The sequence below is a fragment of the Myceligenerans crystallogenes genome, assembly GCF_039529775.1.
GTDB lineage: Bacteria > Actinomycetota > Actinomycetes > Actinomycetales > Cellulomonadaceae > Myceligenerans > Myceligenerans crystallogenes.
On the sequence record NZ_BAAANL010000003.1, the window covers coordinates 505299 to 528867 of the forward strand.

General features: G+C 73.1%; 17 protein-coding genes. 13 read left to right on the top strand and 4 right to left on the bottom strand.

Annotated elements, in window-relative coordinates:
• Positions 1 to 14 precede the first annotated feature (14 nt).
• Positions 15 to 1118 carry a glycosyltransferase gene (locus tag ABD208_RS09790; protein ID WP_344102049.1) on the bottom strand — a complete coding sequence of 368 codons (1104 nt, stop codon included), beginning with the start codon at positions 1116 to 1118 and terminating at the stop codon, positions 15 to 17.
• 59 nt (positions 1119 to 1177) lie between these two features.
• Between ABD208_RS09790 and ABD208_RS09795 the strand changes: the two genes are divergently transcribed.
• From ABD208_RS09795 to ABD208_RS09830, 8 genes are all read left to right on the top strand, one after another.
• Positions 1178 to 2263: a glycosyltransferase family 2 protein gene (locus ABD208_RS09795; RefSeq protein WP_344102051.1), complete on the top strand. Its 1086-nt coding sequence runs from the start codon at positions 1178 to 1180 to the stop codon at positions 2261 to 2263.
• Positions 2260 to 3456 (top strand): glycosyltransferase family 2 protein, encoded by a 1197-nt coding sequence (locus tag ABD208_RS09800; protein WP_344102053.1) that lies wholly within the window; start codon positions 2260 to 2262, stop codon positions 3454 to 3456. The genes ABD208_RS09795 and ABD208_RS09800 overlap by 4 nt, the downstream gene beginning before the upstream one ends.
• A gap of 47 nt (positions 3457 to 3503) precedes the next feature.
• The gene (locus ABD208_RS09805; protein ID WP_344102055.1) at positions 3504 to 6233 is read left to right on the top strand and encodes a glycosyltransferase family 8 protein; all 2730 of its coding nucleotides are present in this window, start codon (positions 3504 to 3506) and stop codon (positions 6231 to 6233) included.
• A 93-nt stretch (positions 6234 to 6326) separates the two neighbouring features.
• Positions 6327 to 7268, top strand: a complete 942-nt coding sequence (locus tag ABD208_RS09810; protein ID WP_344102057.1) for an ABC transporter permease — start codon at positions 6327 to 6329, stop codon at positions 7266 to 7268.
• The gene (locus ABD208_RS09815) at positions 7261 to 8895 is read left to right on the top strand and encodes an ABC transporter ATP-binding protein (protein WP_344102060.1); all 1635 of its coding nucleotides are present in this window, start codon (positions 7261 to 7263) and stop codon (positions 8893 to 8895) included. Before ABD208_RS09810 ends, ABD208_RS09815 begins: the two co-directional genes overlap by 8 nt.
• Before the next feature lie 10 nt (positions 8896 to 8905).
• The gene (locus ABD208_RS09820; protein WP_344102062.1) at positions 8906 to 9973 is read left to right on the top strand and encodes a glycosyltransferase family 2 protein; all 1068 of its coding nucleotides are present in this window, start codon (positions 8906 to 8908) and stop codon (positions 9971 to 9973) included.
• Between the two features lie 124 nt (positions 9974 to 10097).
• On the top strand, positions 10098 to 11990 hold the full coding sequence (locus tag ABD208_RS09825) for a polysaccharide pyruvyl transferase family protein (RefSeq protein ID WP_344102064.1): 1893 nt from the start codon (positions 10098 to 10100) through the stop codon (positions 11988 to 11990).
• A complete protein-coding gene (locus tag ABD208_RS09830) occupies positions 11966 to 12874 on the top strand; it encodes a glycosyltransferase (protein WP_344102066.1) in 909 nt (302 codons plus the stop codon). The genes ABD208_RS09825 and ABD208_RS09830 overlap by 25 nt, the downstream gene beginning before the upstream one ends.
• A 6-nt stretch (positions 12875 to 12880) precedes the next feature.
• On the opposite strand, the gene cysC is transcribed toward ABD208_RS09830, so the two are convergent.
• Positions 12881 to 14149, bottom strand: a complete 1269-nt coding sequence (cysC, locus tag ABD208_RS09835; protein WP_344102069.1) for an adenylyl-sulfate kinase — start codon at positions 14147 to 14149, stop codon at positions 12881 to 12883.
• Complete coding sequence (locus ABD208_RS09840; protein WP_344102071.1) at positions 14146 to 15168, bottom strand: sulfite exporter TauE/SafE family protein; 1023 nt, start codon at positions 15166 to 15168, stop codon at positions 14146 to 14148. The genes cysC and ABD208_RS09840 overlap by 4 nt, the downstream gene beginning before the upstream one ends.
• Before the next feature lie 159 nt (positions 15169 to 15327).
• Between ABD208_RS09840 and ABD208_RS09845 the strand changes: the two genes are divergently transcribed.
• The 4 genes from ABD208_RS09845 to ABD208_RS09860 are packed head-to-tail and all read left to right on the top strand — an operon-like array spanning position 15328 to position 18830.
• Entirely contained in the window at positions 15328 to 16236 is a 909-nt protein-coding gene (locus ABD208_RS09845) for a 3'(2'),5'-bisphosphate nucleotidase CysQ (protein WP_344102073.1), read from the top strand.
• 3 nt (positions 16237 to 16239) lie between these two features.
• Positions 16240 to 17142 carry a sulfate adenylyltransferase subunit CysD gene (gene cysD, locus ABD208_RS09850; RefSeq protein WP_344102075.1) on the top strand — a complete coding sequence of 301 codons (903 nt, stop codon included), beginning with the start codon at positions 16240 to 16242 and terminating at the stop codon, positions 17140 to 17142.
• Entirely contained in the window at positions 17142 to 18464 is a 1323-nt protein-coding gene (gene cysN / locus ABD208_RS09855) for a sulfate adenylyltransferase subunit CysN (RefSeq protein WP_344102076.1), read from the top strand. Before cysD ends, cysN begins: the two co-directional genes overlap by 1 nt.
• A gap of 30 nt (positions 18465 to 18494) precedes the next feature.
• Entirely contained in the window at positions 18495 to 18830 is a 336-nt protein-coding gene (locus ABD208_RS09860) for a hypothetical protein (protein WP_344102077.1), read from the top strand.
• A gap of 66 nt (positions 18831 to 18896) precedes the next feature.
• On the opposite strand, the gene ABD208_RS09865 is transcribed toward ABD208_RS09860, so the two are convergent.
• On the bottom strand, positions 18897 to 21149 hold the full coding sequence (locus tag ABD208_RS09865; protein WP_344102079.1) for a glycosyltransferase: 2253 nt from the start codon (positions 21147 to 21149) through the stop codon (positions 18897 to 18899).
• Positions 21150 to 21390: 241 nt separating this feature from the next.
• On the opposite strand from ABD208_RS09865, the gene ABD208_RS09870 reads away from it, so the two are divergent.
• Positions 21391 to 23490 carry an acyltransferase family protein gene (locus ABD208_RS09870; RefSeq protein WP_344102081.1) on the top strand — a complete coding sequence of 700 codons (2100 nt, stop codon included), beginning with the start codon at positions 21391 to 21393 and terminating at the stop codon, positions 23488 to 23490.
• Positions 23491 to 23569 lie beyond the last annotated feature (79 nt).

A 23569-nucleotide genomic window follows, 5' to 3' on the forward strand; every position in this document is an offset into this window, starting at 1 on the left:
TCGCCCGACTCTGACTACCGGGCAAGCATACGGTCGGCGAGTTCGGCGAAGGCGCGTGACATCGCCGAGGGGGTGAAGATTCGCGCGTGCCGCACGGCGGCCTCACGGGCGCCGGGATCGAGGAACCACGTGCTGTCCAGGAGTTCCGCGATGGAATCGGCGGATCTGGTGGAGGTCCGGCCGGTATCGAAGAACTTCACCCATTTCTCGTCACCGAAATCCGCCGTCAGATGCGGCTCCCCGGGCAGGATCACGGGAACCCCGTAGGTGGCGGCCAGGTGCATCGTCCCGGAGTTGAGGATCTTCTCGTAGGGCAGCACGGCGACATCGGCCGCGGAGAACCAGGTCGCGACCTCGTCGTCGGCGATGAACCGCAGCGCGGGGGTGACCGCCACGCCGTCGCGCGCCAGCGCGCCGACCTGCTCCGCGACGTCGCCCGACGGCTTGCCCGCGAGCAGCAGCCGCACCTCGGTGCCCCGTGCGGTCGCCGCGCGCATCGCGTCGAACAGGGCGCCGAGCCCCTTGTACGGCCGCAGGTGCCCGAAGAACAGCACGGTCACGGGCCCTTCCGGGACGCCCAGCGCCGCGCGCGCCTCGGCCGCGGCCAGCCGCGGCCCGTACACGCCGTGATAGCTGGAGTGCGGGATCACCACGGTCCGCCCCGGGTCGATCCGGTAGTCGTCGCGCACCGCGTCCACGGTCGCGGCCCGCAGCACGTGGACGACGTCGGCGGCGTCGGCGAGCCCCTGGTGCAGCCGCCGCGCCGCGGCGGCGTGCGTGGTGTCGTGCGGCAGGGAGTTGTGCACCGTCCACAGCACGGGGCGCCCGTTCTCCTTGGCGACGCGGACCGCGTCGAGGAACTCGTCCACGCGCCGCTCCGCGTCGGCGGCGCCGGACGCCTCGTCCGTCACCGGGCTCGGCCACTGCAGGTGCACCAGCCCGGTGGCGTCCGGGTCGCGCAGCGCCGCGACGGTCAGGCGGGTGCTCGCGTTGCCGGTCACGACGACGCCGCGCGCGGTGGCCTCGGCGTACAGCATCTGCACGAACGGGTTGGACGTCCAGTAGGGGAACGTCTGGATGCGTCGCGCGCCGTGTTCGGGGCGCCGGCGATCGGGCATCGGGGACCTCGTGACGTGTGTGTTTCAATGTGACCGCCACAGTCTACGGAGGGCGAACGGTGCACGAACCCCAGGCCGGTCAGGCCACCCGTCCCGGGCAGGTCAGGGCGCCGGACGTGCCGTTGGTCTCGGTGGTCCTCGCCACGATGGACGACGACGACCGCGTGGCCGAGACCGTCTGGTCCGTGCTGAACCAGTCCCTGGCCGGGATCGAGCTGATCGCCGTCGACCGCGGCTCGTCCGACGACACCCCCCGGATCCTCGCCGCCGCCGCGTCCGACCCGCGGGTCACCGTGCTCGAGGCCGCCGGAGCGAGCCGCGGCGCCGCCCTCGACCTCGGCGTCGCGCGGGCCCGCGGCACCTACCTGATGTTCGCCGACGCCGACGGCACCCTCCCCGAGCACGCCTGCGCGAGCGTCGTCGCGCGCGCCCGCGAGACGGCGGCGGAGCTGGTGGTCGGCGGGCACGTGCGGTTCGAGCCGCGCCGCCTCACCACGCACCCCGCCCCGGCGCCCGGCACGGGCCGGGCCCTGTGGAACCGGCTGATCGACCGGTCCGCGTGGCACGCGGCGGGCCTGACCTGCGACGGCGGCGCGTCGTCGGACGACGACGGCGCGCTCGCCGCGCTCCGCACCGACCGCGCGCTGCGCCGCGTGACCACGGACGACGGCGCCTGCGCCGTCCAGATCCGCCGCGCGCGCGTGGGCGAGCCCCGCCGTGCCCGGGAGGCCCGCGCCGCGAACTACGTCGCCGCGGAGCTCGCCTGCCTCGCCGAGCTGCGTGCGGACCCCGGCCTGCTGGACCGCTGGGCCGGCGAGGTGCTGCGCACGGGACTGTGGCCCCACCTGCCCGCGCTGCTGGGGCCCGAGGCGCTCGCGGACGCGGGACTCGGCGCGGCCCGGGAGGGCGCGGCCCGGATCGTCCGGGCGGCCCCGGCGTCGGTGTGGCGCGGGCTCCCGGCGGACCGCCTGCGCGGCTACGTCCCGCTGCTGCACCGCCGCTGGAGCGTCGCGGCGTCGGCCCTGCGGCCCCGCCGTCCGGCGACCCCCGCGGGCAGGCTGGGCGCCCGCGTGACGACCGCGGGCCTGTCGGCGCTGGGCGCCGCGGAGGCCCTGCTGCGCGGTCTGGCCGGGGCGGGCCGGTGAACGCCCCGGTGTCGAACGGCGGGCCGTTGTCCACCGGAGGAACCCCCGAGCTCACCGTCGTCGTCCCCGTGCACGACGTCGCGGACTGGATCGAGGAGTGCCTGCGCAGCATCCTCTCCCAGGGCGTCGACCTGGAGGTCGTCGTCGTCGACGACGGCTCCGCCGACGGCACGCCCGCCGTCGTCGCGGCGGTGGGGGACCCGCGCGTCCGGCTCGTCCCGGCGGACCGCCCGGGCGGCGGACCGGCCCGCAACCAGGGCGCCGCGCTCGCGCGCGGCGAGTACCTCGCCTTCGCCGACGGAGACGACGTCGTCCCGCCCGGCGCGTACGCGGTGCTGCTGCGCACGCTGCGGGAGTCCGGCTCGGACATGTCGGTCGGCAACTTCGTGCGGTTCCGGGACGGCGATCAGGTGCCCGACGACGACGCCGGGCCCGCGGCGGCCGGGACCGCCGGCCCGGACCCGGACGCCGGCGCCGAGCGGCAGACCCGGCACGTCACCCGGGCGCGCACCGGCGTGACCGTCGCTGACGAGCCCGGGCTGATCCGGAACCGCGCCTGCTGGAACCGCGTGTTCCGGCGCTCCTTCTGGCAGGCGCACGACCTCCGCTTCGAGGACTCCAGCCGGTCGAACGACATCGTGGCCATGGCCCGCGCCACCGTCGCGGCCCGCACCGACCTGGTGCCCGACGTCGTCTACCGCTACCGGCAGCGGTTCGGCAACGGCTCGATGTCCACCTTCGGCGCCACGAGCGAGGCCAAGCTGGTCTACCTGGCCCAGGAGCGCCTGTGCGCCCCGGTCCTGACGGGCGCGGGCCCGCGCGTGCGCACCGTGTACTCGGGCATGCTGCTGCGCTCCTACCTGTGGGGCGTCGTCTCGACGGTCCTCGCCGACCCGGACTGGGCCGCGCCGGAGCGCGCGGCCGAGCTCCGCGAGCGCCTCGCCGAGCCGCTCGCCGGGATCCTGCGCGGCCTCAGCCCGGAAACCTTCGCATCCTTGCCCCGGGCCCGCCGTCAGGTGTTCACGCTCGCGGGCGCGGGCGATCTCCCGGCGGCCCGGGAGGCCCTGCGGCGCGCGGAGTTCCCGACGCGCGGTGATCGTCTCGTGGAGGCCGCGGACCGTCTGACGCGCCGCGCGGCCCTCCTGGCCGCCCGCGTCCTGGTCCGGGCCCGCCGCCACGTGATGACGCCCTGAGCGCCGGTAGCATTTCATCCGCATCTCCCCCTCACGGAAAGACGACGATGAGCCTCTCGCAACGCCTGCGCCGGACCGCCGCGTCCGTCGCGCGTCCCGCGCTGTCCCGTCTCGCCGGGACCGCTCCGGCCGAGAAGGCCAAGGCCCTGCGCCGTTACGTGCTCGCCTACGACAGGATCGTCGCGATCCTCGGCGGGGAGACCAACCTGCACGCCCGCCGCTCGGTCGGCGCGATCCCGCCGCTGACGCTGACCGCCGAGCAGGAGCTGGACAACCGCCGCCGGGCCCGGGCCACCGTCGCCAAGGCGGACCTGGCGCGCGCCCTCGAGCGCGGCCTGCCCCTGGAGGGCGCCGTCGTGGCCGGGGTGCGCGGCCTCATCGCCGCGCGCGACGACGTGTCGATGCGCAGCCTCAACCAGTCCCTGATGCGCGACGACGCCACGCGCGTGGCCGGCGCGCTCGGCGAGGCCGTCGCGGCCGAGTACTACAGCTTCGACAACCTGGCGTGGACCCGGTTCAACGAGGTCCCGCTGGAGACGGCCGCCCGGTGGGCGGCGCGGGAGTACGCGCGGGTCGCGGCCCGCAAGGACCCGTCCGCGCTGGACGCGCTGGCCGACGTCGTCCTGGCCCAGGGCGAGGCGGACTTCGATGCAGACGGCGCGCTCGGCGTGCTGGAGGCCGCGCTGGTCACCCACCGCGGCAAGATCGCCGCGCGCCTGTACGAGCGGCTGGCCGCCGAGGTCCCGGCAGGGCCCGACGCCGCCGCGAGGCCTGCGGCCCCCGCCTCCTCCGGCCTGGCCGCGCGCCTGGACTGGCTGGCCGAGTGGGTGCGCCGCGAGGCCGAGCCCGCCGACCCGGCCCCGGTCGCGGACGGCGCGATCCCCTTCGCGGTGATGGGTTACCGCACGCCGGACCGCAGGATGACCACCCAGAACATCGGCGACTACGTGCAGACCATCGCGGCGTCGTCGCACCTGGTGCGGCGCGGCGGCCTGACGTTCACCGGGCAGCCGGACCTCGCTGCGAGCTTCGAGAAGCTGGCCGCGCGCGTCCCCGCCGAGCACCGCCTGGCGGGCGGGCCGGAGCGCGAGATCCACCTCGTGGAGCTGAACCGCGACGCGTCGTCGTCGGACCCGATCCCGCAGGACACCTGGACGCTCGGCTTCGGCTGGTACATGAACTCGGCCTTCGGGCTGCTCCCGGACTTCCCGTTCCACCCGAACCTGCACCCGATCCTCGTCTCCTTCCACGTCAACCGGCTGGAGCTGCTGACCCCGGAGGCGGTCGAGTACCTCAAGGCGCACGGGCCCGTCGGCTGCCGCGACTGGAACACCGTCTACCTGCTGCTCGCCGCGGGCGTCCCCGCGTTCTTCTCCGGCTGCCTGACCACCACGGTCAACCAGCTCTTCGAGCCGCGTCGTGCCACCGGCAAGCCCGCCGTCTACGTGGACACGCCCGCGCCGCGCGGCGCGGCCACGATCGCGCAGGAGTACGACGCCGTCCGCGACCGCTCGCTCGCGGAGAACATCGACGAGGCGGTCCGGCTGCTGTCCGGCTACCAGACCGACTACTCCCGGATCGTCACCTCGCGCCTGCACTGCTTCCTGCCCACCTGGGCCATCGGCGCCGACGTCGAGTTCCGGCCCAAGCGCGCCGGCGACATCCGCTTCAACGGCCTCCTCGACGCGACCGAGGCCGACCGGCGGGCCATGCAGAGCCGCATCACCCGCCTGCTCGACGTGGCGTTCACCGAGATCCTCGCCGGGAAGAAGCCCGAGGAGGTCTACGCGGCCTGGGCCGAGGCGTGCGCCCCGGAGGTGGAGGCGGCGCGTGCGCGGCTCGCGGCGCCGTCGTCCAACGACCCGCTGCCCTTCGACCTGGACGACGTCGTCGCCCGCGTGCTCGCCCGCGAGCAGGTGAAGCCCTCCGCCCTGACGCGGGACGGCGACGCCGTGCACGTGTCCATCGCCATGGACGGCAACCTCAAGGAGCAGGCCAAGGTGGTCGCGACGGCGCTCGCGGACCACTCGACCTCGCGCCCCGTGGTGCTGTACGTGCAGTGCCGCGACCACTCGCAGGCCGACATCGACGCGTTCAACGCGCTGTTCCCCGAGCTGGAGATCCACTGGCTGCCGTGCGACGGCATCGGGTACGGCGACATCTCCGGGATGCTGTCGCACATCACCGTCGCCACGATGGACCGGCTGCTGCTGCCGTACCTGCTGCCGGACGTGGGCAAGGTGATCTACCACGACATCGACGCCGTGCTGCTGACCGACATCGCCGAGCTGTACGACACCGAGCTCGGCGACGCGCCGCTCGCGGCGCGCGACGCCGCGGGGCGCTACTTCCTGTCCGGCTTCCGCAACACGTGGGTCACCACGAAGAAGATGCCGGGCGGGGCCGAGGTCGCCAACGAGTTCCTGCGCCGGATGTCCGCGCACCAGACCTACGACTACGTCGCGTTCAACGCCGGGATCATGGTGCTCAACCTCGACCGGATGCGCGCCGACGGGTTCGCCGAGAACTTCCTGCCCTGGGCCGGCATGTACGGGCTCAACGACCAGCAGCTCCTGAACCTCTACGCGGGCAACAGCCGCGTGGTGCTGGGGCCGGAGTGGAACGCGTTCCCCGCCCAGGAGGACGTCGTCGACCCGAAGCTCATCCACTGGGCCGGTCACCGCAAGCCCTGGAGCGCGGAGTACTCGACCTGCCAGGAGCACTGGCAGGCGGCCGAGGAGCGGCTCGCCGAGCGCGCGGCGGCAGCCGCCCGCTGACCGATTCCAGCGTGGTGCCCGATTAGACTGGGGCACCGATCAAGACCCCTGGTGCGTCCGGAAACGACCGGCCGACGAGAGAACGAGGAGTCCGTGACCGTCACCGAGAACGGCCGAAAGTCGGCGCCGAAGGCGTTGACCTCGGCGGAGGCGAGGGCGCTCGCCGAGCAGCACGGCCTCGCGGAGGCCGGCGTCCGCCCGAGCATCGGCGCCTACCTGAAGCAGCTGTGGTCGCGCCGCGACTTCATCCGCGTCTTCTCCACGTCCAAGGCCTACGCGAAGCACCAGGGCTCCTTCCTGGGGCAGATGTGGGCGACGCTGAACCCGACGCTGAACGCGATCATCTACACGGTGATCTTCGGGTTCCTGCTCAAGGCCGACCGCGGTGTGGAGAACCTGGTCGCGTTCATCGTGATCGGGGTGTTCGTCTTCCGCCTGATCGACAACGCCATCACCAGCGGCGCCCGGGCGATCGACGGGAACATGCAGCTCGTCAGGTCCCTGCGCTTCCCGCGCGCGGTGCTTCCGCTGGCCTCCGTCATCACGAGCCTGACGCTGTTCGTCCCGACGGTCGGTGTGATGTGCCTGTTCACCCTCGTCTCCGGGTACCTGCCCGGCGACCTCAAGGTGATCGTTCCCACGTGGCACTGGCTGGAGATCGTCCCCGCGATCGCGCTGCTCACCGTGCTGAACACCGGCATCAGCCTGGTCATGGCGCGCTACGCGTACGGCAAGCCCGACCTGATGCAGGTGCTGCCGTTCATCACGCGCCTGCTGATGTACGGCTCCGGCGTGCTGTTCCCGATCACGAGGTTCGTCGACGGGCAGGACCAGGTGCAGGTGGTGCTGCGGGCGATCCTGGAGTACCAGCCGGTGGCGGTCTTCCTGGAGCTGTTCCGGATGATCATGATGGACGACGCCAAGATTCCCTACGACCCCTGGCTGTGGGCCTGGGCCGGCGGCTGGGCGCTGCTGATCCTGGGGTTCGGTTTCGTCTACTTCTGGGCCGCCGAGGAAAGGTACGGGCGTGTCTGACAACCCTGTGGCGTCCTCGGTACGCCCGGAAGCCGAGATCGACTTCGAGATCGACCCCGAGGACCTGCCCGACCGCGCCGTGCGGACCGAGCTCGGCCCGCCGTCGATCATCGTCGACGACGTCCACGTGACCTACCGGGTCTTCGGCGGCAAGCCGGTCAGCGACGCGGGGAACAACTCGCTGTTCAACCGGCTCGTGGGCCGCACCCGGCAGAGCGTGGGAGCGATCACGCAGGTGCGCGCCGTGCGCGGCGTGTCGTTCGTGGCCTACCACGGCGAGGCGATCGGCATCGTCGGCACCAACGGGTCCGGCAAGTCCACCCTGCTGCGCGCCGTCGCCGGCCTGCACCCGCCCACCCAGGGCCGCGTCTACATCTCCGGCGAGCCGTCGCTGCTCGGCGTCAACGCCGCGCTGCTCAAGGACCTCTCGGGCGAGCGGAACATCACCATCGGCGGCCTGGCCCTCGGCATGTCCCAGCAGGAGGTCGCCGCCAAGGTGCAGGACATCGCGGACTTCGCCGATCTCGGCGACTTCGTGTACCTGCCGATGAACGCCTACTCCTCGGGCATGGCCGCGCGCCTGCGCTTCGCGATCTCCACGATCGTCACGCCCGACATCCTCATGGTGGACGAGGCGCTGGCCACCGGCGACGCCGCCTTCCGCAAGAAGTCCAAGGAGCGCATCGAGAAGATCCGCGCGGAGGCGGGCACCGTCTTCCTGGTCAGCCACTCGATCGCGTCGGTGCGCGCCATGTGCACGCGCGTGATCTGGCTCGACCAGGGTCAGGTCCGCATGGACGGCGACGTCGACACCGTGTGCGACGCCTACCAGAAGTTCATCCAGTCCAAGAAGGGCAACGCCAAGGCGGGCGGCAAGATCGGCCCCGCGACCCGCGGCAAGGGCAAGGCCGGCAAGCCGGGCCAGCGCAAGCCGGGCCAGGGGCAGGGCAAGGGCAAGCCCACCGTCAAGGTCGCCGGGCAGCACAAGCAGCAGGCGCGGCCGGCCGACGCCGCGCGTCCCGCCACCGGGGCGATCCGGAAGGTCGACCTGCGCCCGGCCACCGGTTCCGTCCGCCGGGTCACCCCGGACGACGTGCGCCCGGGAACCGGGTCGATCCGCCGGGTCGCGAGCGCGGACGGACGCCCGGCCACCGGCTCGATCCGCCGCGTCAGCCCGGACGACCTGCGGCCCGTGGCCGGCCCGACGAACGCGGGCTCGCGCCCCGCGACGGGTTCGGTCCGCCGGGTCACCCCGGACGACGTGCGCCCGGCGACCGGCACGATGCGCCGGGTGACGCGGGACGACACGACGCCGTCGCCCGGCACGCTGCGCAGGCTCACGTGGGACGACACCCGCCCGGCGCGCTCCCCGTTCCCCGAGCCCGACTGGGGCGGGGTCCCGGAGACCACCCCGGTCATGGAGCCGGAGCCGCCGCGGCGCCCGGCCCGGCCCGTGCCGTCGTCGAACAACGGATCCGCGAACGGCGCGTCCGGGGACGGCGACGCGCCGGCCCGGCGGCGCAGCTGGGTCGGCCAGCGGCGGGGCAGGAGCGTCGAGCCCGCGCCGGAGACCGAGGCGATCCCCGTCGTGAAGCTGACCGATCCGCGTAACGGACAGGGTGGTTAGCATGTCCGGCATGCCTGCTGCCCCCGACGACGCCGCGGACCCCGCGGACCTGCCCGCGGCTCCGCACCCGGAGCCGCCGGGCGTCTCCGTGTTCCTCACGGTCCGCAACGAGGAGCGGGACCTCGCCGAGGCGATGGGGCGGATCCTGGACCAGGACTACCCCGGTCCGTTCGAGGTGGTGCTCGCCGTCGGCCCGAGTCGCGACAACACCGCCGAGATCGCGGAGAAGCTCGCCGCCGAGGAACCGCGCCTGAAGGTCGTGGACAACCCCGCCGGCTGGACCCCGGCCGGGCTGAACGCGGCGATCCGCGGCGCCCGGCACGACTACCTGGTGCGGGTGGACGGGCACAGCCACATCGCGGCGGACTACGTGTCCCGCGTGGTCGGCGTGCTGCGCTCGACCGGCGCGGCGAACGTGGGCGGGATCATGGTGCCCGAGGGGCGCACCGCCTTCGAGCAGGCCGTGGCCACCGCGATGAGCTCGCCGCTCGGCATCGGCTCGGCGCCGTTCCACACCGGCGGCGAGGCGGGGCCCGCGGCGTCGGTCTACCTGGGGGCGTTCCGCCGGGACGCGCTGGAGGCGGTCGGGCTGTACGACGAGACCTTCCTGCGCGCGCAGGACTGGGAGCTGAACTACCGGCTGCGGCAGGCCGGGCACACGGTGTGGTTCGACCCGTCGCTGCGGGTGGGGTACCGGCCGCGGGGCTCGTGGAAGCAGCTCGCCACCCAGTTCTTCCGGTCCGGCCGGTGGCGGAACCACGTGATGCGGCAGTACCCCGACACGGCGAGCGTGCGGTACCTCGCGCCGCCGGCCGCGGTGTGCGCCATCGCGGCGGGGCTGGCGGCCGGGATCGCGGGGGCGGTGCTGGCCGCCCTGGGCGGCGCCGGTGCCGCCGCCGCGCCGTGGCTGCTGGCGGGCCTCGTGGTGCCCGGCGGGTACGTGCTCGGCGTCGTCGTCGGCTCCCTGAGGGAAGGCCGCGGCCTTCCGGCGCGGTCCCGGCTGCTCCTGCCGCCGGTGCTCGCGACCATGCACATGTCCTGGGGCGCGGGCTTCCTGCGCGGCCCGGAAGCCCGCTGAACCCCGGCCGGCCGCTCGCCGGCGGCGCCGGCTCACCGTTGATCCCGCCGGGTTCGGATACCCTCGTGGCGGAGAATCCGCCATCCATCGACCGCGCCCGCGCGGCCAGGCCACGGAAAGTTGTATGACTACCGAGATCAGCACGCCGGGCGACGTCGTCGCCGGCGAGACGGAGACCGAGCCGAACGTGTCGACCGCGTCGAACGAACCGATGACCCCTCGCGACGACGTGATCGTCTGCTCGTTCTACACCGCCGACGACTACTACCGCGGCCACGGCGAACGCCTCCGCACCACGCTCGACCGCATCGGCGTGGCCCACGAGCTGCGTGAGATCGAGATCCCGGAAGGGCTGGACTGGGCCGACGTGACGCGCCGGAAGGTGCCGTTCCTGGCCGAGGTGTGCGCGGCGCACCCGGACAAGAAGGTGTACTGGATCGACGTCGACTGCTCGCTGTCGGAGTTCCCCTCGCTGATCGCGGACTTCTCCGCCGACATCATCGGCTTCCAGCGCGGGTTCTCCTCGCCGCTGTCGATCGGCTACGCGAACCGCACGCGGTTCTGGGAGCCGGCGTTCTGGGGCGTCAACACGACGGCCGCCGCGCGCCGGTTCGTGACCGACGCCGCGGCCGCCGAGGAGGCGGGCCGGGACATCAAGGCGACGGACGACTACTTCTTCGAGGAGGCGTGGCGCAAGAACGCCGAGTCGCTGTCGTTCCAGATCATCCCGTCCGTCGCGGTGTTCTCGAAGGCGAAGCCGGCCTCGGGCGTGACGCCGTTCTTCCTGTTCGGCTCCAGCGGCAACGTCGAGGAGTTCAAGGGCAAGGTCGTGCAGCACGGGCGCGCGGGGCTGCCGGGCGGGTCGGCGTCGGCCGGCGTGCCGATGCGCCGCCGCGTCCTGGACGTGCTGAAGAAGGTCGAGCGCAAGCTCCCGGGCGACGCGCGCAACTCGCTGCGGCTCGTGGCCGACCGCGTGGGCGTCACGCACGTGCTGACGCACGGCCTCAAGGAGGGCTTCAGCGGGTCGGGGCGGCGCATCCGGATCGCGAACCGGCTGGTCCGCGAGGGTCAGGCGGGACGCGCCGACAAGGTCGCCGAGCTGTGGTCGCGGCTGGAGCAGATGGGGCCCGTCGACGACGCCGAGCGCGACGCGAAGGCCGCCGCCGACACGTTCGTGCACTTCCGGACCACCGGCGAGGGCGCGCCGATCCCGCTGGCCTGGTGGCCGCGGCCCTACCCGGGCAACTTCGGCGACTGGCTGTCGCCGCTCGTGCTGCGGCACTACGGCGGGCACCCGCTGCAGTTCCTGGAGCCGGCCGCGCCGGTGAGCCGGCCGCACCTGTTGTCGGTCGGGTCGATCGGGCGGTTCATCAAGCCGCGGTCGATCGTGGTGGGGACCGGGATCTCCAGCGACGACATCACGCTGGAGCCGAAGGCCACCTACGTCTCCCTGCGCGGGCCGATCACGGCCGAGCGGGTGCGCGAGTCGGGCGGGCCCGACGTGACGTCGTTCGGCGACCCGGGGCTGCTGCTGTCGCGGATCTACCCGGTGGATCGCGACGCGGCCGCCACGAACGGCCGGGTCGCGCTGGTGCGGCACTTCACGCACGCGAACCTGCCCGTGGTGCTGCCGGACGACTGGGACGAGCTGTCGGTGCTCATGTCCGCGCCCGAGGACGTGCGGGCGTTCGTGGCGAGGCTGGGGGAGTACGACGCCGTCGTCACCTCCGCGATGCACGTCATGATCGCGTGCCACTCGTACGGGATCCCGTGCGCGCTGGTCGTGTTCTCCGGGATGGAGGGCACGGTGCACGGCAACGGCGTGAAGTACCGCGACTACTCCCTGGGCGCCGGCCTGAGCCGCACGTACGAGCCGGTCAGCGTGCCGCTCGACCTGAACGGCGTCGACCTGCCGGGGCTGCTCGCGACGGAGCAGGTCAGCGAGGCCAAGCTCGACGAGGTGGAGGCAGCCGTCCGTCAGGCGGTCGAGCTGTGGTCCGCCGCCACGGCCCGCTGATGTCCTCGGGCGACGGCGCCGCGCGCGGCGCGGACGGTCCCGCGGACGACGACGCCCGCCGTGCAGGTGCGGAGGCTGTCGCGGACGACGACGCCGCGGGCGTGCCGGACGGCGCGGGCAAGGCCGTCCTGACGATCGCGTTCTCGTCGCTCGCCGAGCGGGCGCCGGACATCGAGTGGCCCGCGGGCGAGGACCTCGACCTGCTGCTGTGCGTGCAGGGCGACCTGCCGGACGGGTTCGCCGCGCCCGCCGGCGTGCGCGTCGTGCGGGTGCCCGGCCGCGGCGTCGCCAAGAGCCGCAACGCCTCGATCGACCACGCCCGCGGCCGTTACCTGCTGTTCTGCGACGACGACGTCCGGGTGGACCTCGACGGCGTCCGGCGCGGCGTCGAGCACCTGACGGAGACCGGCAAGGCGATCGCGCTCGGCCGGGGCCTCGGCGCCGACGGCGCGTTCCGCAAGAACTACGCCGAGCGGATCACGCCGCTGACCCTGTTCAACTCCGCCAAGGCCGCCACCTACGAGATGCTGGTCGACGCCTGGCAGCTCCGCGCGCGGGACGTCCGGTTCGACGAGCGCTTCGGCGCCGGCGCCGAGCTCTACCTCGGCGACGAGTACATCCTCATCGCCGACATGATCCGCGCGGGCCTCGCGGGCGACGCCGTCCCCTTCACCTACGGCGTCCACCCCGTGGAGAGCTCCGGCTCCCGCTGGGGCGGCCGCGACGCCCACGCCCGCGCCGTCGTCCTCAACCGGGTCTTCGGCCGGCGCGCGGCGCCGGTCCGGCTCGCCTTCGCCCTCCGCTCCCGCGAGAAGCTGGGCGGCTGGCCGGCGGCGGCGAGATTCGCGCTGAACGGATCCCGCCCGCCGCGAGCCGGCGCCTGACGAGCGTCAGGCGGCGTCCAGGGTCTTGCGGACCAGGGCGACCGCGTCCTTCACGGAGACCTGGCTCGTGTCGATCACCAGTTCCGCGTTCGCCGGGGTCTCGTAGGGGGAGCTGATGCCCGTGAAGTCCGGGATCTCGCCCGCGCGGGCCTTGGCGTAGAGGCCCTTGCGGTCGCGGGCCTCGCAGACCTCCAGGGGCGTGCTGACGTGCACCAGGAGGAAGCGCGCGCCCGCGGACTCCGCGAGCTGCCGGACCTTGGCGCGGCTCGACTCGAAGGGCGCGATCGGGGCGGCCACGGCGATCCCGCCGTGCTTGGCGACCAGCGAGGCGACGTACCCGATCCGCTCCACGTTCGTCTCCCGCGACTCGCGGTCGAACCCGAGCCCCTTGGACAGGTGGTGCCGCACCGCGTCGCCGTCGAGCAGCGTGGCGCCCAGGCCGTCGTCGTCCAGCTCCGCGGCCAGCGCCCGCGCGACCGTGGACTTCCCCGACCCCGACAGCCCCGTGAAGAACACGACCGTGCCCTGCCGGTGCCCGGCCGCGGCGGCACGCTCGACCTCGCGCGCGGACGCCTCGGGATACATCGCGCGCAGCGTGTTCGAGCGCGCGGTCGCGAAGCGCTCGAGCAGCTCGCCGGCCGGCGAGGACCGCAGGTCCGCCGGCACGACGACGCGTTCCGCGCCGTAGGCGGCCGCGACGTCCGCCGGCGCGGGAGCCTGCCCCCCGCGCGGATACGGGACGACGACGACGCGCAGCGCGTCCTCGATCGCCTCGGCGGCGGCCTGGGCCTCCGCCTCCCGCGCCCCGGCCTCTCCGCTCACGTCGCGCAGCATGTCCCGGATCCACTCCACGAGCCCCTGCGCCGCCCGGGTCAGGCCCGCGGCGCCGACCGTCCCCGGCTCGGTGTGCCGCGAGGCGGGGACCAGGAGCAGCACGGCGCCGGCGGCCGCGGCCTCGGTCACCACGCTGCCGTCCTCCACCGTGGGCGCCTCGGCCAGCCACATCGCCGTCGTCCCCGGAACGGATTCCGCGGCGACGTCGCGCGCCGCGAGGCGCAGCGACTCGTCCCACTGCGGGCCGAGCGCCCGGGCGACCGGCTTGAGCGGCGTGAGGGTGCCGTCCGCGGCGACCTCCGCCAGCGGGGTGTTCTCGGTGTCCGTGAGGGTGAGCGGGCCGGCCGGGGCGTAGGGCAGGCGGTCGATCGCGCCGCCGAGGGCGAGCTCGAGCAGGTCGAGCTCGTCGTCGGTCAGGACGCGTGCGGGAGAGCTGGTCATGAAGGGCGGCTCGATTCGGGTTCGTCGGTTCTGGCGGGCCCGCCGGTGCCGGCGGGGGCGTCCGGGCCGCGCGTCGTCGTCGCCCCGGTCGTCAGTGGCGCCGCGGTCGCGGCGGGCCGCCGGGTGCCGTCGGGCGTGCCGAAGCGTCGTCGTACCCAGATCCACACGAGGTTACCGCCCACGAGCGCCGTACCGGCGGCGGTGAGCACGACCCACAGCTCCGCGCCGAGCAGCTTGAGGCCGGACGCGAGCAGCAGGATCGCCAGGGCGCGGCGGATGATCCCGCCGGGCGCACGGCTGGAGACCTGGGCGCCGAGCCAGGCGCCCGGGATCGCGCCGATGAGCAGGGAGACCGTCAGGCCGAGGGAGAAGTCGCCGTAGAGCAGGTGCCCGGCGGACGCGGCCGCCACGAGCGGGATGGCCTGCACCAGGTCGGTGCCCACGATCTGGGACGCCTTGAGGGCCGGGTACATCATCAGCAGGATCACGATGACGATCGATCCGGCGCCCACCGAGGTCAGCCCGACCATGAGGCCGGCGACGGCGCCGAGCAGGACGGTGGGCAGCGGGCGGACCACGAGATCGGGGGCGCTGGGAGCGACCGGGCCTTCGCCGAGGGCGGACCGCTCCCGGACCATCTGCAGCACGGCCCGCACGACGAGGCCGAGCGACGCGAGCAGCAGCGCGACGCCGAGGAACTGCTTGAGGATCGTGTCGACCTCGTCGCCGAAGGGGATGAACTTGATCAGGAGTGCGCCGGAGAAGGCGGCGGGGACCGAGCCCAGGCAGAGCCAGCCGACCAGCGGCAGGTTGACGGTCTTGCGGCGCAGGTGCACGAAGGCGCCGGCAGGCTTCATGAAGAGGCTGGCCACGACGTCGGACGAGACCGCCATGAGGGGGTCCACGCGGAAGACGAAGATCAGCATCGGCGTCATCAGGGCGCCGCCGCCCATACCGGTCAGACCGACGACGAAACCGACCATGAGGCCCCCGAGAATCAGGGGGATATCCAGCTCCATTAATCCTACCTTTCCGGCCGGAATTACCGATCATTCGACTGCCTTCAGCGCCACCGACCTACGAATGGTAGCCTCAGCGCGACCTCGGAGTTTCACCCAGCTGTCATCGGCGCGTTGATCCCGGGGCGTCACCACATCCCGGATTCCGGCTGGAGACTGATGAATTCGCCCTCACCCCGACTTCCCGAGGTGTCGCTGGACGACACGGGACTGGCGCAAGCCCTGGCCGAAGGAGCCGCGGAGGTGTTGCTCGCGCTGCGCGCCGAGGTCGACGCCGCGGGCGGTGACTTCGACCCGAAGGCCTTCAAGGACGCCGGCGACGCCGCCGCCCAGGACTGGCTCGCCCGCGCGCTGGGCGCCGCCCGGCCCGGTGACGCCGTCCTGTCCGAGGAGGCGAAGGACGACGCGTCGCGTACGGGTGCAGATCGTGTGTGGATCATCGACCCGCTCGACGGCACGCGCGAGTTCGCGGAGCGCCACACGGGCACGGACGGGGAAGCGGGCACCTGGCGCGACGACTTCGCCGTGCACGTCGCGCTCTGGGAGCGCGGCTCCGGGCTGACCGTCGGCGCCGTCGGCCTGCCCGGCCGGGGCGCCGTCCTGACCACCGCGGACACGACGCCGGGCGGCCCCGCCGACCCGGAGGCCGTGCTCGCCGGTGACCGCCCGCTGCGGATCGCGGCGAGCCGGAGCCGCCCGCCGGAGTTCGTGGCGGCTCTCGCCGAGCGGGACGACGTCGAGCTGGTGCCCATGGGTTCGGCCGGGGTCAAGGTGATCTCGGTCGCAGGGGGTACCGTTGACGCCTACGTCCACGGCGGCGGGCAGTACGAGTGGGATTCCGCGGCCCCGGTCGCGGTCGCCCAGGCCCGTGGGCTGGTGTGCACCCGTCTCGACGGGTCGCCGCTCGAGTACAACCGGGAGAGCCCCTGGCTCCCCGACCTGTTCGTGTGTCACGCGGCGCTCGCGCCGCGGCTCCGCGAGCTGCTCGACTCCGTCGGGGTTTCGTCCGTCGCATCGACCACCGAGGCCGTCGCATCTGTCGTATCAACGAGCAAGGAAGGTGCTTGAGGAGTGAAGAGTCACGTCCTGAGCCAGTTGCGCAGCCTGGAGGCCGAGAGCATCCACATCATGCGCGAGGTCGTCGCGGAGATGCAGCGCCCCGTGCTGCTGTTCTCCGGCGGCAAGGACTCCATCGTCATGCTGCACCTCGCGGCCAAGGCCTTCGCGCCGGCCCGCATCCCGTTCCCGATCATGCACGTGGACACGGGCCTGAACTTCCAGACGGTCCTGGACACCCGTGACCGCTGGGCCGAGCGGCTCGGCGTGCAGCTCGTGGTGGCCTCCGTCCCGGAGGCGATCGACCGCGGCCTGGTGCAGGAGGAGCCCAACGGCTCCCGCAACCGCATCCAGACGCCGGTGCTCCTGGAGGCCCTGGAGAAGCACGGTTTCGACGCCGCGTTCGGTGGTGGTCGCCGCGACGAGGAGAAGGCCCGCGCCAAGGAGCGCGTGTTCTCCTTCCGCGACGACTTCGGCCAGTGGGACCCGAAGAACCAGCGCCCCGAGATCTGGAACCTGTACAACGGCCGCGTCCACCAGGGCGAGTCGATCCGGGTCTTCCCCCTGTCCAACTGGACCGAGCTCGACATCTGGTCGTACATCGAGGCCGAGGACATGGACCTGCCGGACCTGTACCTGGCGCGCGAGCGCGAGGTCGTGGAGCGCAACGGCATGCTGTACGAGGTCAACGAGTTCACGCCGCTCAAGGACGGCGAGACCGCGAAGTCCATGTGGACCCGCTACCGCACCGTCGGTGACGCGAACCTCACCGCGTGCGTCGAGTCGACCGCGGGCACGCTGCGCGACGTCGTCGAGGAGGTCGCCGCCGTCCGCCTGACGGAACGCGGCGCGACCCGCGGCGACGACAAGGTCAGCGAGGCCGCCATGGAGGACCGCAAGAAGGAAGGCTACTTCTGATGACGACGGCGACTGAGACCCCCGCCTCCGAGCAGCCCGGCGTGTACGAGGCCGGCTCGACGGACCTCCTGCGGTTCGCGACCGCCGGTTCGGTGGACGACGGCAAGTCGACCCTGATCGGCCGCCTGCTGTTCGACTCCAAGACGATCTTCGAGGACCAGCTCGAGTCGGTGGAGCAGGTCAGCAAGGACCGCGGCAACGACTACACGGACCTGGCCCTCCTCACGGACGGCCTGCGCTCCGAGCGCGAGCAGGGCATCACGATCGACGTGGCGTACCGCTACTTCGCGACCCCGAAGCGCAAGTTCATCATCGCCGACACGCCCGGCCACATCCAGTACACGCGGAACATGGTCACGGGCGCCTCGACGGCCGACGTCGCGCTGATCCTCGTGGACGCGCGCAAGGGCGTCATCGAGCAGTCGCGCCGGCACACGTTCCTGGCCACGCTGCTCGGCGTGCCGCACATCGTGGTGTGCGTGAACAAGATGGACCTCGTGGACTACGCGGAGGAGGTCTTCGAGACCATCCGCAAGGAGTTCACGGACTTCGCGGCCCGCCTGCGCGTGCCCGACATGACGTTCATCCCGGTGTCGGCCCTCAAGGGCGACAACGTGGTGGACCGGTCGGAGCACATGGACTGGTACCAGGGCACCACGCTGCTGAACCACCTGGAGAACCTGCACGTCGCCTCGGACCGCAACCTGGTCGACGTCCGCTTCCCGGTGCAGTACGTCATCCGGCCGCAGCAGAACGACGCGCGCGACTACCGCGGCTACGCGGGCACCGTCGCGTCCGGCGTGATGAAGCCGGGCGACAAGGTGCTCGCCCTCCCGGCGGGCCTGGAGAGCACGATCCTGTCGATCGACACGGCCGACGGCCCCGTCGACGAGGCGTTCCCGCCCATGTCGGTGACGGTGCGGCTGACCGACGAGATCGACATCTCGCGCGGCGACATGATCTGCCGCCCGAACAACGCGCCGACGGTCACGCAGGACGTGGACGCGCAGATCTGCTGGATGGACGAGTCCGCGTCGCTGGCGCAGGGCAAGAAGTACGCCATCAAGCACACCACGCGCTGGGCGCGGGCGATGGTCAAGGGCATCAACTACCGGGTGGACGTGAACACGCTGCACCGGGACGAGGACGCCACGGAGATCAAGCTCAACGAGATCGCGCGCGTCAAGCTGCGCGTGACCCAGCCGCTGTTCGTGGACACCTACCAGGCGAACCGCCTGACGGGCTCCTTTATCCTCGTGGACGAGGCGACCAACAAGACGGTCGCGGCCGGCATGGTCGGCGGGCTGCCGCACTCGTTCTGAACCGGGCTTTCCGAGGGGATCTGGGCACTGATGCAGAAGTTGTCGAAGTTCCATCTGGCGGCGGCCGCGACCGCGGTCGTCGGGCTGGTGGCGGCGGTGGTCGCGCTGACCGGGGCCTCCGGCGTCGCGCTGGCGCTGCTCGCCCTCACCGTGGTGCTGTTCGTGGTCGTGGTGGTCCTGGCCGACCGGCGCGGGGCGCGGCGGCAGCCTGCTCGCGTGCCCAGCGGGGTCGCGTCGTCCGCGGCCTCCGGGGAGACCGACGCCCGGCTCAAGGAGCTGGACAAGCGGGTGGAGATGATGGAGCGGCGCATCCTGTCCTCGATCGACGCGGCCCGGTTCGAGGCCGCGGAGCGGGCTCGCCCGTAGCCGGGGGAACGACGGCGCTCAGGGGGTGACTTCTTCGGAAGTCACCCCCTTGCTCGGTTCATGGGTTCAGCTGGTGGCGGTGATCTCGGCGAACCAGGTCTTCAGGGCCGCCGACTCCTCGTCCGGGGACGTCAGGGCTCCCGCCGGCGTGCCGGCCGGGGCCGTGACCGTGGCGCCCGCCGCCCGGGCCTCGGCGGCGAGGCGGTGGCAGGCGGTCGGCGTCGTCGTGCCCAGGAGGACGACGTCGGTGGCCGTGGCCAGGAGCGTGGGGAACGCGATGTCCTTGGGCGCGAAGAGGACCGGGCCGGCCGCCGCGCCGGCGAGCGCGGGGACGAGGGTGCGGCGCTGGTGCGGGGTGACGCGGAGGCGGACGTCGCGGCCGTCGTCCAGGAGGGCCCGGATCGCGGCGGTGGTGGCGTCCAGGCCGGCGGCGTCGTCGTCCACGACGACGACCGCGGTGACCGGGGACGGCTTGCGCAGCGCCGGGGCGGGGGCCGGGGTGAAGGCGACCGGGAGCGTGGCGGCCGTGCCCCGGAGCTCCGCCGGGAGGCCGATCGTGCCGCGGCGGGTCCAGGCGACCTCGGTGGCGCCGAAGCGGGCCGCCGCCGCGGCGACGTGGGCCGGGTCGTACGTGGACAGGGCGGCGCCGGGGGTTTCCGGGAGCCGGTCGGTCAGGACGACCATCCGGGTGGTCCGCAGGCCCGGGGGCGTGCGGGGGAGGAACGAGAGGGCGGTGGGGTCGGCGGCGACCGCCGCGGCCGCCGTGATCTCCTCGTCCCAGGGGAGGTGCTCGACGGCGCCGCGGGCGACGAGGCGCTGGGCCGGGCGCAGGAGCTCCTGGGCGCCGCCGCCGTCGAGGTTGACGCCCTCGACGTTGACGAGGCCGATGCGGTGCCCGGCGTCGGCGAGGCGCTCGATCCAGGTCAGGGCGTCACGTTCGCGCGGGCCGTCGTGACGCCAGTCGGCGAGGACGACGGCGTCGAACGGCGCGGCCGGCTCCGGGGCCCGGAGGAACTTGCGCGGGCTCGGGAAGGTCCGCGGGCCGTCGCGGTCGATGAACGGGGAGGCCGCGCCGGCCCGGATCTCGCGGTGCCAGGCGCGTGCGGCGGACTGGTAGACGAGGCGGGCCGAGTGGCGCCAGCCGTGCCGGAAGTCGTCGCGGGAGAGCGAGCCCGCGCCCATGCGCATGAAGAGCAGCGGCTCGGCGACGTCGGCGAGCTCGCCCGGGACGGCGCTCTCGATGCGGAGCTGGAACTCGGTGTCGGCGGCCTTGCGGACCGTGTCGAACGCGCCGAGCAGCGGCCACACCTGCGCGCGGCGGAACATCAGGGTGGGCGGGCCGGGCATCTCGTTGAGGTTGCGGCGCCGGGCGAGGACCAGGTCCTCGGTGAGCTTGAAGGCGCCCGTGCGGACCGCGGAGATGTCGGGAGAGCTCTCCAGGAGCGCGACCTGGCGTTCGATGCGCTCGGGGTGGGCCCAGTCGTCCGAGTCGTGGAAGGTGACGTACGCGCCGCGAGCCTGGTCGACGGAGAGGTTGCGGGCGGCGTACGTGCCGGCGTTCGGGTCCTGCGTGAGGACGCGCACGCGCGGGTCCAGGGCCTCGGCCTGGGCGTAGATCGCGGCGTACTCCGGGCCCGAGGCGTCGTCGACCACGAGGATCTCCAGCTCGGCCCACGTCTGGTCCGCGAGCGAGCGCACCGCGGTCAGGAGGTCCGGGCCGGGCCGGAAGGAGCTGACGACGACGCTGACGAGCTCGCCGTGCACGCTCCCGGGGACCGCGGTGCCGCGGAGGCGGTCGAACGGCGTGTCCGCGCCGTCGGCGGGCGCCAGCGTGATCGGGGTGAGGCCGGAGAGCAGGGCGGTGAACTGCTCGGTCCATGCCTCCTCGGTCGAGGTGGCGTCGACCCACGGGTTGGCCAGGTCCGCGCGGATCCGCAGCAGGGCGCGGGCGTCCAGCGGCAGCTTGCCCAGCAGGCCCGCCAGCTCGCCGGTGCGGCCGGACTCGACGAGCAGTTCCGCCAGCAGGGTCGCCTGCGTGCCGTTCAGCGCCTTCGGCTTGCGCCGGGCCACCTCGAGGAGTTCCGTGAGCGCCGCGTCGCGCTCGGCGTCGGTCATCGCCAGGCCGGAGAACGAGTGGGCGTGGGCGGCCGCCCAGCTGGGGCGGGCCCAGTTCTCGGCGCGGTCGCGGATCCGGGCGAGGAGCTCGCGGTGGTCGTCGGACTCCGAGCGCAGGGCCGAGCCGACGACGCCGGCCGGAGGGACGCGCAGCGCGAGGATCGCGTCGGCGAGGGCAGGGAGGTCGGTGCGTGCACTGCTCATGAGTGACTTCGGATCCGTTTCTGACGTCGTGCGGCGACGTGTCATCCTATCGGGCCGTGCCGCGGGCCGGGCGGCCGGGCGCCGGGCGTCCCCGGGCGCGCGGTTCGGGGCCGGGCGGGCGCGCGCGTTTTCGTCCTGGCCGGACCTCCCGATACGCTCGGGGTTTTGTATGCGAGGTGGCGCAGACCCCTCGCCCTCGGAACATGCGAACGAGCCCGCCCGTGGCGCATCCTGGAGAACGATGACACTGACGAATTCTCTGTCGACAGACTCGACCTCGACGTTGCCGGAAGGGCGGGTCGCGGCCCCGGCGAAGACGGGGTTCCGTCCCGACATCGAGGGACTGCGCGCGGTCGCCGTCGGCCTCGTGCTCCTGTACCACGCGGGAATCACGGTGATCCCGGGCGGCTTCGTCGGTGTCGACGTGTTCTTCGTGCTGTCGGGGTTCCTCATCACCGGCCTGCTGATCCGGGAGGCGGAGAACACCGGGCGGATCTCGCTGCCGAACTTCTACTCGCGCCGCGCGAAGCGGCTGCTGCCCGCCGCGGCGCTGGTCCTCGTGGTGACGGCGCTGATCACCTGGCTCACCGGCGCCGTGGTCGAGTTCGAGACGTTCGGCGGCGACATCGTGGCCGCCGCGATCTACCTCGTGAACTGGCGCCTCGCCGACCGCTCGGTGGACTACCTGGCCGAGGGGACCTCGCAGTCCCCGGTGCAGCACTTCTGGTCCCTGGCGGTGGAGGAGCAGTTCTACATCGTCTGGCCGCTGGTGCTGCTGCTGGTGCTGCTGGTCGTGCGGTACACCGGCGCGAAGCTCCGGCCGGCCATGGCGGTGGGGCTGTCGTTCGTGGCCGTGCCGTCCCTGGTCTGGTCGATCGTGGCGACGGCGAACCTGCCCGCGCAGGCCTACTTCGTCACCACGACGCGGCTGTGGGAGCTCGCGATCGGCGCGTTCGTCGCGGTCGGGGCGGCGCTGTGGACGAAGATCCCGCGGGTGGCCGCGTACGTCCTGGGGTGGGGCGGCCTGGCGGTCATCGTCGGCAGCGCGCTCGTGCTGCACAAGACGGTGGCCTGGCCCGGATCCCTCGCGCTCCTGCCGACGCTCGGCACCGCGGCCGTGATCATCGCCGGCTCGTCGGGCGGCTCGCCGGGCCTGCTGTCCTGGAAGCCCATGGTGTGGATCGGCGGGATGTCGTACTCGCTGTACCTGTGGCACTGGCCGCTGCTGATCGGCGCGGCGAACCTGTGGGGCAAGCCGGACGCGCTCACCGGGACGCTCGTCGTCGTCGCGGCGATCATCCCGTCGTGGTTGTCGCTGAAGCTGGTCGAGAACCCGATCCGGCACTCCCCGGCGTTCGCGCGGTCGGTGGCCCGGACGATGACGATGGCGCTGGTGCTCTCGCTGGTGGGCGGCGCGGCGGGCTACGCGCTCACGCGCGCGGTGCCGCAGGTCGAGACGGTCTCGCAGGAGGAGGTCGACGGCGCCGCCGCCCTGAAGAAGGGCGGTGACGGCCAGCTGCAGGGCATCGAGGTGGTGGAGTCGGTCGACGCCATGGCGCCGCAGCCGGTGGACGCGCCCGACGACGTGCCCGGCGCCTACGCGCACGACTGCCAGGCGCCCTTCGACGCCGTCGTGCCGAACTACTGCGAGTTCGGGGATCCGGACGGCACCAGGACGGTCGTCCTCGCCGGGGACTCCAAGGCCCTGCAGTGGGTCGACGCGATCGACGCGATCGCCCGGGAGAAGGGCTGGCGCCTGCTGGTGGCCACCAAGTCGTCGTGCGGGCTGTACGACGCGATGCCGGAGCTCGAGGGGCGCCCGTACCCCGACTGCCAGACATACAACACGGCGCTGCTCGACGAGCTGGTCGAGATGAAGCCCACGGCGGTGATCGTGTCCCAGCGGCACAGCCAGGCCATCGACCCCGCGACGGGCAAGCTGTCGCAGGCCACCATGGTGGACGGCACGGTCCGGGCCTGGCAGCGCCTCGTAGGCGCTGGCATCAAGGTGGTCGCGCTGCAGGACAACCCGGCGCCCGTCGGCGTCGACGGCGACGTGTACGAGTGCGTCGCCGAGCACCTGGACCAGCTCTCGGCCTGCGCGTTCGACCGCGCGAAGGGGACGGCGGGCAGCGGCACGCCCGCCCAGCTCGCCGCGGTCAAGAAGGTGCCCGCGGTGAAGTTCGTCAAGGTGGCCGACTTCATGTGCAACGAGCAGGTCTGCCCGGCCGTGATCGGCGACGTCCTGGTCTACCGCCAGGGCTCGCACGTGACGAACACCTACGTCATGACGGCCCTGCCGATCCTCAGGGAGCGTCTGCTGGGCGGCACCCTCAAGTAGTGCCGGAACCGGTCCGGGAACGACCGGTCCCGGAACACGGAACGGCCTGGCGGGGTGACCCGCCAGGCCGTTCCGCGTC